At 70.1% G+C, this 16220-nt stretch carries 14 protein-coding genes; 10 read left to right on the top strand and 4 right to left on the bottom strand.

All coding sequences use genetic code 11. From position 1 onward, the window contains the following. Positions 1-44 precede the first annotated feature (44 nt). Together AWX74_RS01570 and AWX74_RS01565 are read left to right on the top strand one after the other, a co-directional pair. Positions 45-731: a YdcF family protein gene (locus AWX74_RS01570; RefSeq protein WP_091270762.1), complete on the top strand. Its 687-nt coding sequence runs from the start codon at positions 45-47 to the stop codon at positions 729-731. A 460-nt stretch (positions 732-1191) separates the two neighbouring features. After that, positions 1192-3075, top strand: a complete 1884-nt coding sequence (locus AWX74_RS01565) for a transketolase (RefSeq protein ID WP_091271120.1) — start codon at positions 1192-1194, stop codon at positions 3073-3075. A 228-nt stretch (positions 3076-3303) separates the two neighbouring features. Here AWX74_RS01565 and AWX74_RS01560 read toward each other — a convergent pair whose 3' ends face one another. Both AWX74_RS01560 and AWX74_RS39805 read right to left on the bottom strand, forming a co-directional pair. Further along, positions 3304-3843: a PH domain-containing protein gene (locus AWX74_RS01560; protein ID WP_035950103.1), complete on the bottom strand. Its 540-nt coding sequence runs from the start codon at positions 3841-3843 to the stop codon at positions 3304-3306. A 40-nt stretch (positions 3844-3883) separates the two neighbouring features. Continuing rightward, a complete protein-coding gene (locus AWX74_RS39805; RefSeq protein WP_006538866.1) occupies positions 3884-4039 on the bottom strand; it encodes a hypothetical protein in 156 nt (51 codons plus the stop codon). 1024 nt (positions 4040-5063) lie between these two features. On the opposite strand from AWX74_RS39805, the gene dnaG reads away from it, so the two are divergent. The 3 genes from dnaG to AWX74_RS01545 all read left to right on the top strand — a co-directional run bounded on the left by dnaG (position 5064) and on the right by AWX74_RS01545 (position 9359). Then, positions 5064-7049, top strand: coding sequence for a DNA primase (gene dnaG, locus AWX74_RS01555; protein ID WP_091271117.1), 1986 nt, complete (start codon positions 5064-5066; stop codon positions 7047-7049). A gap of 40 nt (positions 7050-7089) precedes the next feature. Then, entirely contained in the window at positions 7090-8268 is a 1179-nt protein-coding gene (locus tag AWX74_RS01550) for an RNA polymerase sigma factor (RefSeq protein ID WP_006538863.1), read from the top strand. 215 nt (positions 8269-8483) lie between these two features. Further along, positions 8484-9359 (top strand): class I SAM-dependent methyltransferase, encoded by an 876-nt coding sequence (locus AWX74_RS01545; RefSeq protein WP_242666019.1) that lies wholly within the window; start codon positions 8484-8486, stop codon positions 9357-9359. Here AWX74_RS01545 and AWX74_RS01540 read toward each other — a convergent pair whose 3' ends face one another. Together AWX74_RS01540 and AWX74_RS01535 are read right to left on the bottom strand one after the other, a co-directional pair. Further along, complete coding sequence (locus tag AWX74_RS01540; protein WP_242666018.1) at positions 9360-10622, bottom strand: glycosyltransferase family 4 protein; 1263 nt, start codon at positions 10620-10622, stop codon at positions 9360-9362. Between the two features lie 186 nt (positions 10623-10808). Further along, positions 10809-11786 carry a glycosyltransferase family protein gene (locus AWX74_RS01535; protein ID WP_091270760.1) on the bottom strand — a complete coding sequence of 326 codons (978 nt, stop codon included), beginning with the start codon at positions 11784-11786 and terminating at the stop codon, positions 10809-10811. A gap of 437 nt (positions 11787-12223) precedes the next feature. Here AWX74_RS01535 and AWX74_RS01530 point away from each other — a divergent pair, with 437 nt between their 5' ends. The 5 genes from AWX74_RS01530 to AWX74_RS01510 are packed head-to-tail and all read left to right on the top strand — an operon-like array spanning position 12224 to position 16143. After that, positions 12224-13009, top strand: a complete 786-nt coding sequence (locus AWX74_RS01530) for an energy-coupling factor ABC transporter permease (RefSeq protein WP_091270757.1) — start codon at positions 12224-12226, stop codon at positions 13007-13009. Then, entirely contained in the window at positions 13006-13500 is a 495-nt protein-coding gene (locus tag AWX74_RS01525; protein ID WP_091270754.1) for a PDGLE domain-containing protein, read from the top strand. The genes AWX74_RS01530 and AWX74_RS01525 overlap by 4 nt, the downstream gene beginning before the upstream one ends. 7 nt (positions 13501-13507) lie before the next feature. Next, positions 13508-14308, top strand: a complete 801-nt coding sequence (gene cbiQ / locus AWX74_RS01520; RefSeq protein WP_242666017.1) for a cobalt ECF transporter T component CbiQ — start codon at positions 13508-13510, stop codon at positions 14306-14308. Positions 14309-14349: 41 nt separating this feature from the next. Next, positions 14350-15123 (top strand): energy-coupling factor ABC transporter ATP-binding protein, encoded by a 774-nt coding sequence (locus AWX74_RS01515; protein WP_091270752.1) that lies wholly within the window; start codon positions 14350-14352, stop codon positions 15121-15123. A 21-nt stretch (positions 15124-15144) separates the two neighbouring features. Then, positions 15145-16143, top strand: a complete 999-nt coding sequence (locus AWX74_RS01510) for a class E sortase (protein ID WP_091270750.1) — start codon at positions 15145-15147, stop codon at positions 16141-16143. The last annotated feature ends 77 nt before the right edge of the window (positions 16144-16220 follow it).

Genomic DNA, 16220 nt, shown 5'->3' with positions numbered 1-16220 from the left:
GCCGGAAGGTTTAGGCAGGTCCGCTGCGGCTAACGTGATATCGCGTGGACCTGTCCTTTCGGCGGCTTCTGCCCCGTCCGCCCTCGGCGGCCTGGTTTCGGGTGCCGTGGTGGCGCTGGGCGGTGCGCATCGTCCTGATGGGCGTCGCACTTCTGCTCGTGGGCTCTGCTGTGACCTTCGGGCAGGTGTGGTGGGTCGGGCGCGGCGACGACCGCCGGGCCTCCGACACGTTGATCGTCCTCGGCGCGTCGCAGTACGACGGTCGGCCGTCGGCGATCCTCACCGCGCGCCTGGACCATGCGCTCGAGCTCTACCGTGCGGGTGTGGCGCCGCGCGTCATCACGGTGGGCGGGAACCAGCCGGGCGACCGTTTCACCGAGGCGGAGGTCGCCGCGACCTACCTGCGTGACCACGGGGTTCCGGCCGGTGCCGTGCTGGCGGTTCCGCAGGGCAGGGACACGCTGTCGTCGATGATCGCGGTGGCCAGTCTGATGGACAGCCGGCACTGGGGGTCGGCGGTGGTGGTGACCGACCGCTGGCACAGCCTCCGGTCCCGCACCATCGCCGCCGATCTCGGCATCGCGGCGGTGGCGTCGCCCTCGACCGGAGGGCCGGCGAACCGGGGCTTCGGCACGCAGGTCCACTACATCCTGCGTGAGGGCATCGGCTATCGCTTCTACCAGCTCTTTCACCGTGCCTCGCCGGCCGCGGCGCACACCCCGGCGGTCTGAGCCCGCCGGGCGAACCACCGAGATGGCCGGCGGGTCGGTGGGCCCCCTGGTAGGTACCCCCGTCCGGGCTCGTGCCGGTTCCGCCGGCGGTGATCAACGCCACGGGCGTGGCGGCCGGCGGGGAACGGATGCGACACCCGGGCGGTCCCAGCGGCCCTGCTTCGCGGGCCGTCCGGCACGTGCCCGCCGCCGGCGTGGGGCTCCTCGCCGGCCGTCGTATGTGACGAAGGCCGGCTTTCCGCTGGTGTGGCGGGGCGGGGGTGCTGGTACGGTTCGGATCGCGGAGTGACGGGGTAGTGCGACAGGCGTCAGACGCCGGGTCGGCCGGCCCGCGGTACATACGACACTCGACCTGTGCGGGCCGTACGTTCACGACTGCCCATCACGCCGGCATGCCGGCAGGTGCACCGGCCTGACCAGGACGACCGAAAACAGCACAATGCTGACGAAGGAGACTGGTGTGGCAACTCCCGTGTCCGAAGTGGTTGGAGTCGCCGACCTGGAGACGGTTCGGGAACTCGCGCAGCAGCTGCGAGTCGACTCGGTACGTAGCAGCACCTCGGCGGGTTCCGGTCATCCGACCTCCTCCATGTCTGCCGCGGATGTCATGGCGGTGCTGCTCACACGCCATCTCCGGTACGACTGGGACAACCCGGACGACCCCGCGAACGATCACCTGATCTTCTCCAAGGGGCATGCCTCACCGCTGATCTACTCGATGTTCAAGGCCGTCGGCGTGATCTCCGATGAGGAGCTCATGACCGGGTACCGCCGTCTGGGCCAGCGCCTGCAGGGCCACCCGACCCCGATCCTGCCCTGGGTGGACGTCGCGACCGGATCGCTGGGCCAGGGCCTGCCCGACGCGGTCGGCGTCGCGCTCGCCGGCAAGTTCCTGGACAAGGCGCCCTACCGGGTCTGGGTGGTCTGCGGCGACAGCGAGATGGCCGAGGGCTCCATGTGGGAGGCGCTGGACAAGGCCTCGTACTACGGCCTGTCCAACCTCGTCGCGATCGTGGACGTCAACCGGCTCGGCCAGCGCGGGCCCACCGAGCTGGGCTGGGACATGGAGGCCTACGCCCGCCGGGTCGAGGCCTTCGGCGCCCGGGCGGTCGTGATCGACGGTCATGATCTGGGCGTGATCGACGCGGCGCTGGCCGACGCCGAGGACGCGGCCCGGCCCACGGTGATCCTGGCCCGCACCCGCAAGGGCGACGGCTTCTCCGAGGTGGCCGACGCCGAGGGGTGGCACGGCAAGCCGCTGCCGGAGGACATGGCCGCCCGCGCGATCGTCGAGCTGGGCGGTGAGCGCAACCTGCGGGTGCGCGGCCCGGTGCCGTCGGCGGACCTGCCCCGGCCCACGCCGGCGCCCCGCCCGGCGATCACCCTGCCGACCTACGAGCTCGGTGCCAAGATCGCCACCAGGCGGGCCTACGGGCAGGCACTGGCCGCGGTCGGCGCGTGGAAGAACGTGGTGGCCCTCGACGCCGAGGTCAGCAACTCGACCTACTCCGAGGACTTCACCAAGGTCCACCCGGACCGCTTCTTCGAGATCTTCATCGCGGAGCAGCAGCTGGTCGCCGCGGCCGTCGGCCTCTCGGTGCGCGGCTACGTCCCGTTCGCATCGACGTTCGCGGCGTTCTTCTCCCGCGCCTACGACTTCATCCGGATGGCGGCCATTTCGCAGGCCGACATCCGTCTCTCCGGGTCGCACGCCGGCGTGGAGATCGGTCCCGACGGGCCGTCGCAGATGGCGCTGGAGGACCTCGCGATGATGCGGGCGATCGGCGGCTCGACCGTCCTCTACCCGAGTGACGCGACGTCCACCGCGAAGCTGGTGGAGGTGATGGCCGGGCTCTCGGGCATCAGCTACCTGCGGACCACCCGTGGTGCCTACCCGGTGCTCTATGGGCCGGACGAGCAGTTCGTGCCCGGTGGTTCGAAGGTCCTGCGCAGCTCGGACGCCGACACCGTGACGCTGATCGGTGCCGGCGTCACCCTGCACCACTGCCTGGCCGCGGCGGATGTCCTCGCGTCGGAGGGGGTCGCGGCGCGGGTGATCGACCTGTACTCGATCAAGCCGGTCGACGCCGCCACGCTCGCCGAGGCCGCGCGGGCGACCGGCGGGCGGCTGGTCGTGGTCGAGGACCACTACACCGAGGGCGGTATCGGCGGCGCCGTGCTGGAAGGGCTCGCGGGAGTCCTGCGGGACGGAAGCGTGTCCCTGCGGCTCGCGCACCTGGCGGTCACCGAGCTGCCCGGCTCCGGCACCCCTGACGAGCTGCTGGACTTCGCCGGCATCTCCACGCCGCACATCGTGGAAGCCGCGCGCGGCCTGCTGCGCTGAGCCAGCTGCACACGGAACCCTGGCTGCACACGGAACCGGCCCCTCGGCGCTGAGACGAGGGGCCGGTTCCGTCAGGACATGGTGATGCGACGGGCCGCGAGCGGGGGTTGTGATGCGGGCGTTGCGATGCGGGGGTGTGACAGGAGGGACCGGTACCAGGTCAGCCCTGCCGGCTCCAGCCGTCCGCGCTGACCTTTCGCCGGTGTCGACTCAGTCGGCCCAGCCGGCTCAGTCGTCACCGGCCGGTGACGGCCCACCACCGAAGGTCATGTCGACCAGGGTGAGATAGAGCCGGTCCGGCCGCGGAAGGAAACTGATCTTCGAGAGAGCCTGGTCCTGACCAGCGGACTCGACGACGAACTCGCCATAGCCCAGGAGCCGCCCGAGCGGGTCCCGGTTGTAGGTGAGGTCGGTGATCTTCGACAGGGGCATCGTCTGGACCTTCCGGAAGACGATCCCCGACACCTTCAGCAGACGCTTGTCTGTGATCATCAGGTGGTCGAAGTGCCAGTCCGCGATCTTCCAGAGCATCCGGAGGATCATGAAGAGGGCGAAGTACCACAGCACCGTGGTGATGGGCCCGGTGTCGATGCCCTGCATGGCCAGGAGGATGTTCGCGACGAGGGCCAGCAGTACCGCGCCCAGTGTCTGCCCGAAGATCGGCAGCATGATCGCCCAGTGCAGGCGCACCATCATGACCAGGCGCTCCTGGGAAGCCAGGTACTTGGTGTCCCGCAGCGCTGGGTCGGGAAGCTGGAGTCTCGGCACGATCAAAGTCTCGCAGACGCCGGGTCCGGCAGGTGCGGGTTCACAGGGCTGTGTCTGTAACGAACTCCGACGCTCCGTTCCCGATGTCCTCAAGCCAACCGATGACCCGGTCGATGATGCTCGCGGCACTGTCCGGTGCGGTGACGACGAAGAAGATAAGGAATGCGATCGCACCGTACTTGACGATCTTGTCCACGGCGGGCCTCCGGGCCGAGTTGGGGGAACGGGGTGCGCCCAAAGTATCGTTGTTGCGATCGACGTAGGTACGAGAATCGGCCTGATACGCATAGCTTCGTGGTCAGTGAGTGGTATGAACCCGCTGGCACGGGCCTCTGAACTCGCAAAACAGGCCGAAGGTCACCGTCGGTGAGCGTCTGTAGCCCCCCGAATCGGTGCTGATCCACAGGTCCGCTTCGGCGTGTCGCGCCCCCTCCGGGGGAGTGTGGTCGTCCGGTCGTTGGGTGCGGTGGCCGTCCGGCTCGCCGGGTTGCCCCGGCGGTGCCCTGCCTGCGTCATCCAGGTGCTGCATTGTGCCGCCTGTGCTGTCCTGTCCCGTCTGCGCCGCCCTGTCCCGTCTGCGCTGTCCTGTGCTCCTGTGTCGCCACGGCCCGGCTGGTGTCCCCGGGTGTGATCGGAGGGCCACCGGTGCGTTGCCGGCGAGGGGTCGATGTCGGCCGTTGCGGGGCACTGACGGGCCGACAGCTACCAACGGCACTGTGACCAGCGAAAAACGACGTACGCTGTGATCGCTGTCGACTGTGTTTGGGATGGGATGGGGTCGTGGCGCGACACTGGAGTGATGAGGGTGGTTCGTCGGTGGCTTCCGATGTGGCCCGTGTCGCATCATGGACTCTGCAGGGGTGTGCCGATCGGTGCCGGTCGTCGTCGCTGCGGCACCAGCCGGGCCGTGTGACCCGGGTGGCTAGGGCCGTCCGGCCCTTGCCCGGCCGCTCGCCGGCGAGCGCGTGGCATGATCGACACTGTCGGCCGGATGACAAGTACCATCACGCGAAAGGACCGTTGACACCGACACCATCGGTGGCCTAGCCGGCTCGACGGCAGCGCCGTCCCGCCGGGCAGGCGGCCGGCAGCGTCGTCTGAGGTGACCGGACACATCGAGGCCCGCGACTCGCGCAACCCCAGGGCGGGGGGCGCCGTCTATCCAGTGAACTCGGAGCCCGTAGGTGGCGGGCCCGCCGGACGTGATCAGGGAGGGTTCGGTGGCCGGACGCATCCGCGACGCCGACATCGCTCTCGTCCGGGAGCGGTCACCCATCGCGGACATCGTCGGTGATCATGTTCAGCTCCGTCCGGTCGGTGGCGGCAGCCTCGTCGGGCTGTGCCCCTTCCACGACGAGAAGTCGCCGTCGTTCAACGTGCGACCATCGGTCGGCTTCTTCCACTGTTTCGGCTGTAACGAGGGTGGAGACGTCTACGCCTTCGTCCGCAAGATCGACGGTCTCAGTTTCCCGGAGGCGGTGGAGCGGCTCGCGCGCCGGGCCGGGATCACCCTGACCTACGAGGGTGGCGGGCCGACCAGCCGGGCGGTCACGAGCCAGCGGCAGCGGCTGCTGGACGCGCACCGGTTGGCCACCGAGTTCTACGTCGAGCAGCTCTACTCCTCGCCGGATGCGCGCGCGGGCTGGGAGTTCCTGGCTTCGCGGGGCTTCGACCGGTCGGCGGCCGAACGGTTCGGCCTTGGTTACGCCCCGGCGTCATGGGACGCGCTGACCCGGCACCTGCTCGCCCGCCGATTCACCGCGGAGGAGCTGGAACTGGGCGGGCTGGCCAAGCGCGGTGGTCGTGGCGGCCTCATCGACCGCTTCCATCACCGGCTGCTGTGGCCGATCCGTGATCTCGGTGGGGAGGTCGTCGGCTTCGGTGGCCGGCGGCTCGCCGAGGGTTCCGACGCCGGGCCGAAGTACCTCAACACGGCCGAGACGCCTCTGTTCAAGAAGGCCAGGCTCCTCTACGGCGCCGACCTGGCCAGGCGCGACATCGCGCGCCGCTACCAGGTGGTCGTCGTCGAGGGGTACACCGATGTCATGGCCTGCCACCTGTCCGGTGTGACGACGGCGGTCGCGAGCTGTGGGACGTCGTTCGGCAGCGACCATGTCGCCATCGTCCGCCGTCTCCTGATGGATTCGGACAGCCGTACCGGCGAGGTGATCTTCACCTTCGACGGTGACCAGGCCGGTCAGGCCGCCGCGCTGCGGGCCTTCGAGTTCGAGGAGCGGTTCGTCACCCAGACCTTCGTCGCGGTGCAGCCGGACGGTCTTGATCCGTGCGACCTGTGGACCCAGCGCGGGGACGCGGCCGTGCGTGATCTCGTGGCGGCCAGACAGCCGCTCTTCGAGTTCGCGATCCGCGGTGCGATCGACCGCTACGACCTCAACACCACGGAAGGCCGGCTGGCGGCGCTCGACGCGGCCGCCCCGCTGGTCAACCGGCTCAAGGACGCCGGCATCCGGCACCGGTACGCGGTGAACCTGGACCGTTGGCTCGGCTTCCTGGACGAGAGGTTCGTGGTCGAGCGGGTAGCCGCGCACCGTTCCCGGGCACAGGGGAGTCCGGGGGCACCGGGGAGTTCGGGGGTACAGGGGAGTTCGAGCGCGCCGGGCAGCTCAGGCGCGCACGGGAGCACCAGGGCACGCGGGGGCTCCGGGGCGGACGGCACGGCGGCGGCCGCCTCGGCGCGTCGTGGGTCCGAACCCGCGCCCGACGAGGCAACCGCCATCGTCGAGCGCGAGACACTCAAGCTCGCCCTGCAGCACCCGGGGCTGGCCGGCCCGATGTTCGACACCCTCGCCGCGGAGCTGTTCACTGTTCCTGTGCACCGTGCGGTCCGTGAACTGATCGCCACGGCCGGTGGGGTTTGTGCGGGCCTGTATGCGGCCGGGGACCCGTCGGGCTGGGTCGCGGCGGTGGTCGCCGCGGCGCCCGACGAGGAGCTGCGGCGGTTCGTTCTCGCGCTCGCGGTGGAGGGGGTGCTGTGCGACCACGATGTTGACGACCGTTATGTCGACGATCAGATGTCGCGTGTCCAGGAGCTGCATGTGACCCGTCGGATCAGGGAAGTCAAGTCGCGGGTGCAGCGGCTGAACCCCACCTCCGACTCTGATGCCTTCAACCGTGCGTTCGGCGAGCTGATTGCTTTGGAACAGCACAAGCTCCAACTCCGGGAGCGGGGCGTAGGTGCCGCGTAACCTGGGTCGATCCCGAGAAGGAAGTGACGAGATTCCGCCCATGAGTCCTACCGTCCTACCCCGCGAGGCCCAGGTGGACGAGGTCAAGGACCTCATCACCCGTGGCAAGGAGATCGGTTTCCTCACCACTGAGGACGTCACGGTCGCGATCCAGGCGGCCGAGTTGCCCCCTGAGCAGGCCGAGACGGTCCTGCAGGTGCTCAACGACGAGGGCATCGAGGTGCTCGAGGCCGGGGGCGAGAACGCCGACGAGGCGGATCTGCTGGCCCGTCGGCGTCGCGAGGAGGAGGAGCTCGCGCTCAAGGCCCCGACCTCCGACCCGGTACGGATGTACCTCAAGGAGATCGGCAAGGTCCCGCTGCTCACCGCGGAGGAGGAGGTCGACCTCGCCAAGCGGATCGAGGCGGGTCTGTTCGCCTCCGAGAAGCTCGCGGTGGCGACGAAGAAGACCTCCCCGCAGATGCGCCGGGACCTGGAGGCCATCGAGCGGGACGGGCAGATCGCCAAGCGGAAGCTCGTCGAGGCGAACCTGCGGCTCGTCGTCTCGATCGCCAAGCGCTATGTCGGGCGCGGCATGCTCTTCCTGGACCTGATCCAGGAGGGCAACCTCGGTCTCATCCGGGCGGTCGAGAAGTTCGACTACACCAAGGGCTACAAGTTCTCCACCTACGCCACCTGGTGGATCCGGCAGGCCATCACCCGCGCCATCGCGGACCAGGCCCGGACGATCCGTATCCCGGTGCACATGGTCGAGACGATCAACAAGCTGATCCGCATCCAGCGGCAGCTCCTCCAGGACCTCGGCCGGGAGCCGAGCCCGGAGGAGATCGCCAAGGAGATGGACCTCACGCCGGACAAGGTCCGGGAGATCCTGAAGGTCTCCCAGGAGCCGGTCTCGCTGGAGACGCCGATCGGTGAGGAGGAGGACTCTCACCTCGGCGACTTCATCGAGGACTGCGACGCGGTCGTCCCGGTGGACGCGGCCAGCTTCATCCTCCTGCAGGAACAGCTCGACTCCGTGCTGCACACTCTCTCCGACCGGGAGAAGAAGGTGATCCAGCTCCGGTTCGGCCTGACGGACGGCCACCCGCGGACGCTGGAGGAGGTGGGTCGCGAGTTCGGGGTGACCCGCGAGCGCATCCGGCAGATCGAGTCCAAGACGCTGTCCAAGCTGCGTCACCCCTCGCGGTCGCAGAAGCTGCGCGACTACCTGGAGTAGTCGAACTCGTTGTAGTCGTTCGTTGACTTAGGGTTTCCGTCCTGTAAGGGTCGGACCCTGTGACGCAGCGGTCAGGCAGTCCGGAAGGATCTGCGGCTCCCGGGCTCCCTGACGGTTGCGTGTTCGCGTGCCCACACGTGTCCTTTCTCCGCTGGCTCGTGCTTGCGGCGACCGGAGGCCGCACCTTTCTGGGTGCGCGATGGGTCCGTGGGCTGTTGGCTCTGACCCCGTCGTCGTGGCGGCCAGGCCTCGCGCTGCGGCTGCTGGGGCTGGCGCCGCACTATTTCCACGGCCACGGCCTGAGCTTCCGCGGTCACGGCCTGGGCAGCGCGGCGCACCGCAGCCGCGTCTCGCTCGAGATGTTCGTCCGGGATGTGCTTGAGCCGTACCTGGCACCCGAGCAGGACCTGCTCGATGTCGGATGCGGCCCCGGCTACCTCACCCGCGCGGTGGCCGGGCGGGTCTGGTCCGTGACGGCGCTTGACGTCTCCCGTGGGGTTCTCTCCTGCGCACGGATTCTGAACCCGGCGATCAACATCGACTACCGGACTCCCCAGGACTTCTTCGGATCCGGGCGGCGGGTGGACATCGCCGTCTCTCTCGATGTCGCGACCTGGATGGGCGACGGCGAGCTGACCGACCTCCTGGACCTGGTGTGGGCGAGCCTGCGCCCCGGCGGATGCCTCGTCCTGCGCACCTGTGTGCGCTCGGATGTCTCCGGGCCTGGCCCCGGGCCTGGTCAGGATGCCGAGCCCGTGGGGCGGTCCACGCTCGCGGCAGGGCAGTCCAGGCTCGCGCACTCGCGTGGATCGCGGCGCGGGTCCCCGCACTGCCATCCTCGGCAGGCGGATCATCTGGTCGGGCTGGTCGAGCAGGCCGGCTTCGGGAGCGTCCTGCTCCACGCCCTGCACGCCCCGGCTGTCGAGAGCGGTCCGCAGCGTGCAGTGGCGGAGAACGCCGCGGCGCAGAACTGTCTGCTGGTCGCGATCCGCCGCTACGACCGGATCGGCGGATCAGACCGGATCACCGAGGCGGCGGCGCAATCTCCGCCGCCGCCGCAGCGAGCATCGCAGCCCGCGGCCCGAGGCTGATCAGCTGCGCTGACGGCCCAGCAGCGCGGCGAACACGGCCTGGCTGTGATCGTCGGGGTCGGTGACGGCACGCGCCCAGTCGCTGGCAAGCCGTCCGGCGCGGGCCAGCCGTGCGCGGTCGGCGAGCAGGTCGGCCAGCACCCGCGCCAGGGCTGGGCTGGACTCGTCCGTCGGAGTCCAGCCGGTGACACCCCGTTGGTAGGCGTCCCGGGAGCCGCCCTGCGCCGGACCGATGACGGCGCAGCCCGCGAGCTGGGCCTCGAGCAGGGCGGTCGGGTGCGACTCGCCGCTCACCGGCGACCTGGTCCGGGTTCTCGTGCACAGGGCGAAAAGGTCGGCTGTCGCATACAGCCGGGCCAGTTCCTCGTCGCTGGGATCCTCGAACAGATCCGTGTGCTCCCGCCCGGCGATCAGGGCATGCAGCGAGCCTGGGGCCGGTCCGGCTCCCGCGATCACGAGCCGCACCGGTCCCGCCGTCCCGCCGGCATCGTCCGGCGCTTCCGCCGGCACCGGTGCGTGCAGCGTGTCCAGGGCGCCCACCAGGGTCGGAAGGCCCTTGGCCTCCCACTCGTCGAGGGGGAAGACGGTGAGCACCGTCGGCACCGGGGGCAGCGGGCGCCGCCGGGCGGCCTCGGTGAGGAGCGCCTCCCGCCAACGATGGTCCAGACCAGGTGGAATGACCGCGCCCATCCTGGTCGGAGACAGCGCTCCCGCGCCGAACGAGCTTGTCGTCACCGGGCAGAGCAGCGGGTCGTGGCGCAGCAGAAGACGCAGGTGGCGCCGCATCGTCCACATGTCGACGCCGTGGAAGAGCACCGGTACCCGGCTGGCGCCGGTGAGTCGGGCGGTGACGAGGCCGGTCAGTGCCAGGTCCACCTGCCCCACCACGACGCTGTCCAGCGGGCCCAGCGCCCGTGCGTGTGTCGCGGTCTCCCATGCCGAGCGGCAGCGGCCCGCCAGGTCGAGGCCCTGTCGGGCCGGCCGGTCAGGTGATCCGCGCCGCCCGGCCGGCTCGTTCCGTGCCTGCTGGTCGTCCGGCCCGCCCGGCCCGCCCGGCGTGAGCTGCGTGACCTCTGCGCCGCCGGCCTGAAGGCCCGCGACGACGGCCGCAAGCTGCCGCGCGGCGTCCGGGCGTGCCTTCGCCGGTCTCAGCAGGAGTACCCGTGGCGCGGGCGTGGGCGCGGAGGTCGGCGTGGAAGCGGATGTGGCGCCGGGTTCTGCGGTGGCGGCCGGCCTGGTCGGTGAGCGGCGAGAGGGGAGCACGGAACGTGATAGTAGAGAGTCTTTCCGTAGTTCCGTTGATGCGTGGCCGTGTCCGACTCCGCGTGGGTGTTCGCGCCTTCGCTTCGAAGGGCTCCCTGTGGCCGCGTGTGGCCGGGCGCCGTAGACTATACGGTCCTTGCGTGCTGTGGTGGCGGTTTCGCTCCCGGTCCGCAGAAAGGGGCATCCTCACCGTTCCGACTGGCCGAGCGGCGACTCGTGCCGACTCCGGGCCGGAGACGTCGACGGCCGAGCCGCCGGTGCGTCCGCCGTGTGAGGCGGCGCCGGGGCCCAGGTCGTCCACCGGGTGACTCGCGGCTCATCCAGCCGTGGGTCACCGCTCGGGGGGACAGGGCCGAGGCCGTCCAGCAGACCGTGCAGGACGAGCCGGCCAGGGTGCGATCCGTCGGCTCCCGGTGGCCTGAGCACCGTGGCGCGCGGAAGTGTCGCGAGGACGGTCCAGAGCAGCGCCGCGGCGGTGCGGCCGTGCCAGCGGCGGATCCGGGTGTACCAGAGGCGGTTGCGCACCTCGTAGTAGCCGTAGGCGGCGGCGGGTACGGGGCCCGCGCCCTGGCGCCAGGCCAGCCAGGGGCTGATCACGACACTCCAGCCGGCATCGCGGACGCGATGGCAGAAGTCGACGTCCTCGAGGCCCAGGAAGTAGCGGCCATCCATCGGAATCCGCTGATGGCATTCGGCCTTGACGAACATCGCCGCGCCGGTCACCCAGTTGGCCTCGCTGGGCCGGTCGCCGGGGGCGCTGCCGAGGATCCGGGGCAGGACGAGGAACCGGGTCGGGCGTGCCGGCGTGGTCGGCGCCGTGGCGTCATCCACGAGGGTGGGGGCCACGATCCCGATGTTCGCGCCGGCCAGCAGTTCCAGGCAGGCCCCGATGGTCGGGTCGTCGATGCGCACGTTGTTCTCGACCAGCAGGTAGGCGGCAGCCGCGGGCATCGTCTCGACGGCGTAGCGGAAGGCTCCGCCCCGCCCGAGATCACGGGGGGGAACGAGCCAGCCGACGCTGGCCGGCAACCCGGCGGGCCGTTCGGCGCGGTCGTTGGCGATCACCGTGACCTGGTCGAGATGAGCGGAGACGTCAAGGCGGGTCGCGAGGTCGAGTGTCGGCTCCGTCGGGCCTCGGTGCACGATCACCGCGACGGTCTTCATGGCCGCACCTCACGCGGGCCCGCGACGGGCGCGGTGGGGGCTGTCGGGCGCCGGAGCCCGGGTCGGTGCCAGGCCCTGCGCCGCGCGGGGTGGGCGGCCTGGTATCCCGGGAGGAGGACCGCCGGCTCCGCCGGCGCCGCCGAGCATGCAGAGATCTCCACCTGTGCTCCTCTTGGGCGCAAACCCCGTGGTGGTCGCCGAACCCCGCGGAGTGAATGCAAATGATATCTATCAAGTAACCCAGAGTAACTTCTGGTGTCGAAGCGTAGTCCCGCGAGGCTCGATCCCGAGTGAGGGTGGGCCGGGCGTCGGCTGGAGTCTCGCTGGGCATCGGTCCGTGGTTTCTATCTGCAAATCACTCGCAAGTGCGTATTCTTAGCACCCGATGGGGCGATCTGCGCCGCAGACGAGCCGGAGACCCGGCGAGAGGGGAGACCATGCATATCCCGGATGGGTTCATCGATGCTCCGACCTCCGCTGCGTTCGGTGTGGTGGCGGTCGCGGGTATCGGTTACGCCGTGAAACGGGCGGGCGAGGAGAACACGGACCAGCTCACACCGCTCGCCGGTCTGGTCGCCGCATTCGTGTTCGCGGCCCAGATGCTCAACTTTCCGGTGGCGATGGGAACCAGCGGGCATCTGCTCGGCGGCACTCTCGCGGCGGTTCTCGTCGGCCCGTGGCTGGGAGCGATCGGGCTGGCGGTGGTGCTCGGTGTGCAGTCACTGTTCGCGGATGGAGGGCTGACCGCGCTCGGGCTCAACATCACCAACATGGCGCTCGTCGGCGCGATGGGAGGGTACGGGCTGTTCACCCTGGCCCGACGCCTGCTGCCGCGTCGTGCCTCGTCGGTGATCGCCGCATCGGTCATCGCCGCCTTTGTGACGGTGCCACTGGCCGCAGGCGCCTTCGTCGTGGAGTTCGCCGTGGGTGGCACGGTCGACCTTCCCCTGGATGGCGTCGCCGGTGCGATGCTCGGCGTGCACTGCCTGATCGGGATCGGCGAGGCGGCGATCACCGCGGCAACTCTCAGTCTGGTCCTGAACACCCGGCCGGACCTCGTGTACGGCGCTCGCGACCTGCTCGGAAAGCAGGAGCTGACGGTCCGCCGCCACGAACCCGCCGTCGTCGGCGCCACCGGCCTGTCGGGTCGCCCGCCCGCCCTCGCGCCCGCCGGTGCTGACGGCTCGTCGGATCGATTCGGGGATGGGAGCAACCCCTCATGACCAGGTCGGCCGCCGCGGATGCGACGTCCTCCACCCTGACCGAGTCGACGGTGACCGGGTCGACGATGACCGAGCCGACGGGGCGGCGCGTCGCCGCGCGCCCTGAGCGGCACAACAAGGTCTTTGTCGGCCTCGGCCTGTTTGTTGCGTTCGTCCTGGCTGGATTCGTGTCCGGCTTCGCCAGCTCGAGCCCGGACGGCCTGGAGAAGGTCGCGGCCGACAAGGGCTTCATCCACCAGGAGAAGAGCCATTCGTTCGCGGACTGGCCACTCGCCGGCTACGCGGTGTCCGGGATCGACAACGAGCGTCTCGCCGGCGGCCTGGCCGGCGTCATCGGGGTGTCGATCGCCTTCGTCGTGGGTGGCGCCGTCTTCTGGGGAGTCACTCGGCTCCGGCCGCGGGCCGCTTCCGCGGTCTCGGAGCGCGATCAGGCGGCGGAGCGTACCGGAGCCGGGCCGGGGGCCGGAGCCGGTGGCGCTCCGCTCGCCTGAGTGAGTGGTGGCGGCGACCGCGATGGGTGGTGGCGCGCATCTGCTCGATCCATATCAGCCCGGACGGGGCTTTCTGCGGAGCATGCCGGCGCAGTGCAAGATCGTCGCGGCCTTCGGCTACGTGATCTGCGTGGTGGTCACCCCGATCACCGCTGGCTGGGCTTTCGGGGTGCACCTGCTGGTGCTGGCCTCGCTCTGTGCGCTGGCGCGGCTGCGGCCGCTGTTCGTGATCCGCCGGCTCGCGGTGGAGATCCCGTTTCTCGCCTTCGCGGCGGCACTTCCGTTCGTCGTTCCCGGCCCGCGGGTCGAGCTGCTCGGGCTCGGGCTCTCACGGCCTGGGTTGGAACAGGCGTTCGGCCTGCTCGCGCGGGCTACGCTCGGATTGATGACCGTTATCGTGCTCGCCGCGACCACGCCGGCAAATGATCTTCTGGCCGGGCTTGAGCGACTCCGGCTGCCCCCCGTGATCATCGCGGTCGCGTCTTTCATGATCCGCTATTCGGGCCTCGTCGTGGATCAGATGCGTCGGATGGGCGTGGCTCGCCGTTCGCGCGGGCACGAGCCGCGCTCACTACGAGCGACCGGCGTGCTCGCGGCGTCGCTCGGCAACCTGTTCATCCGTTCGTACGAGCGGGGCGAGCGGGTTCACCTGGCGATGCTCGCCCGCGGCTACTCGGGCACGATGCCCGCCGCGACGCCGATCGTGTCGCCGCGACCGGGCCAGTGGGCGACGGCCAGTGCCCTGGTCGTCCTCGGTGTCGTGGTCGCCGTCGCCGGCCGGAGCCTCGATCTCGGTGTGGCGTCGTGACGTCCAGGCCCACGTCGGCTTCGGCTGCCGAGGCTGCGTCCGTGACCGCCGCCGCGGGCGTTGGACGCCCCGCGGTGGAGATCGAGGGCCTCGCCTTCGCCTATCCCGACGGGCGGCAGGTGCTCTTCGGGGTCGACCTCACGGTCGCCCGCGGTGAGCGGATCGCGGTGCTCGGGCCGAACGGTGCCGGCAAGACGACGCTCATGCTGCATCTCAACGGCATTCTGGCGGCTGGCGCGGGCACGCTTCGCATCGGCGGGATGACCGTCGCGAAGGCGAACATGCCGGAGATCCGGCGCCGGGTCGGCCTGGTCTTCCAGGACCCCGACGACCAGCTCTTCATGCCGACCGTGGGTCAGGACGTCGCGTTCGGCCCCGCGAATCTGGGCCTTCGAGGCGCGGAGCTGTCGGGTCGGGTGGCCGAGGCGCTGCGGGCTGTCGGTCTGGCGGAGTACGCCGAGCGGGCGCCGCATCACCTCAGCCTGGGGGAGCGGCGCCGCGCCGCCGTGGCGACGGTGCTCGCCATGCGGCCGGAGGTTCTTGTCCTCGACGAGCCATCGGCGAATCTTGATCCGGCTGGTCGCCGCGAGCTCGCGGAGGTTCTCCAGGGGCTGGACCTCACGCTCATCATGGTCACCCACGATCTGCCCTACGCACTGCAACTATGCCCGCGCTCGGTCATCCTCGATCAGGGAATGATCGTTGCGGATGGCGCGACGGCCACCCTGCTGAGTGACGAACCGTTGATGATGTCGCACCGACTGGAGTTGCCCTTCGGGTTCAACCCGCGCCATGCCATCGCGGAGAGTAGTTGATACATGGCTTAGGGTTGCAGCATGGCTGCTGGGACTCCGGGCGAGGGCAAGGAACCGGGCAGTTCACTGTCGACGTCGGCTTCACCGGCGGACCTGGCCGGGGCCGACCGGGGAGGAGTCGATGCCCCGGGCGAGCTTGACAGCCTCGACGGCCTCGACAGCCTCGACGACCTGATGGGCGGCCCGGATCCGCGGAATCCACCTGTTGCCGCGGTGCCGGCCCAGGGCCTTGCACCGGCATATGGTCCGGCGCGGGCGCGGGGACGTGGATACGCCGCCCCGGAGCCGCCGGCAGCGGACCCGCTGCGGGATCGGACGGTGCGATCGTTTGGCGGCCATCTCGCCCGGGGCGCCGGGGAGCTGATGATCACCTGTGGTGTCATCGTGGTTCTCTTCCTGTGCTACCAGCTGTGGATCACTGACATCTTCGCTGCTCGAACGCAGGACCAGATCCGCCACGACCTGACCACAGCCTGGGCCAAGCAGCCCCTCCCGAAGCCGGCGGCGGGCGGGGCGGACCCGAGGAAGCGGTCATCCGTGCCGCCCGTCGAGCTCGGCGACGGGATCGCCGTGCTGAGGGTGCCGCGTTTCGGAACGGACTACGCGCCGGTCGTCGTGGAGGGCGTGTCGACGGCGGACCTGCGCCGCGGACCAGGGCACTTCCCGGGCTCGGCGATGCCTGGCGAGATCGGGAACTTTGTCGTCTCGGGACACCGCACGACCTATGGCAAGCCCTTCAGCCGGGTCGACGAGCTCAAGGTGGGGGACCCCATCGTGGTCGAGGTCGCCGACAGGTATTTCACCTACCGGGTCACGGGATCGGAGATCGTCGACCCCCACCGACTGGACGTGACCTACCCCGTACCAGGGCATCTGGGGGAGGCCCCCACCAAGGCGCGGATGACGCTGACGACCTGCCATCCGCGCTTCTCCGCGAAGAGCCGACTCATCGTCTTCGCGGAGCTCGATGAGACGAGAGACAAGGGCGATGGGCCGCCTCCCGTACTGACGGGCGGGTAGCCAGCTCAGCCCTGGGCTCCTCCTCGGCCTTGGAGGTGACCCCTGGATCACTGCCCGCGCCGACCGCGATCGGTGCG

It is taken from the genome of Parafrankia irregularis, from assembly GCF_001536285.1.
In the GTDB taxonomy this organism is placed as follows: Bacteria; Actinomycetota; Actinomycetes; order Frankiales; family Frankiaceae; genus Parafrankia; species Parafrankia irregularis.
The sequence above is the reverse complement of the archived record's forward strand: the minus strand, read 5'-3'. Positions and strand labels throughout refer to the sequence as shown.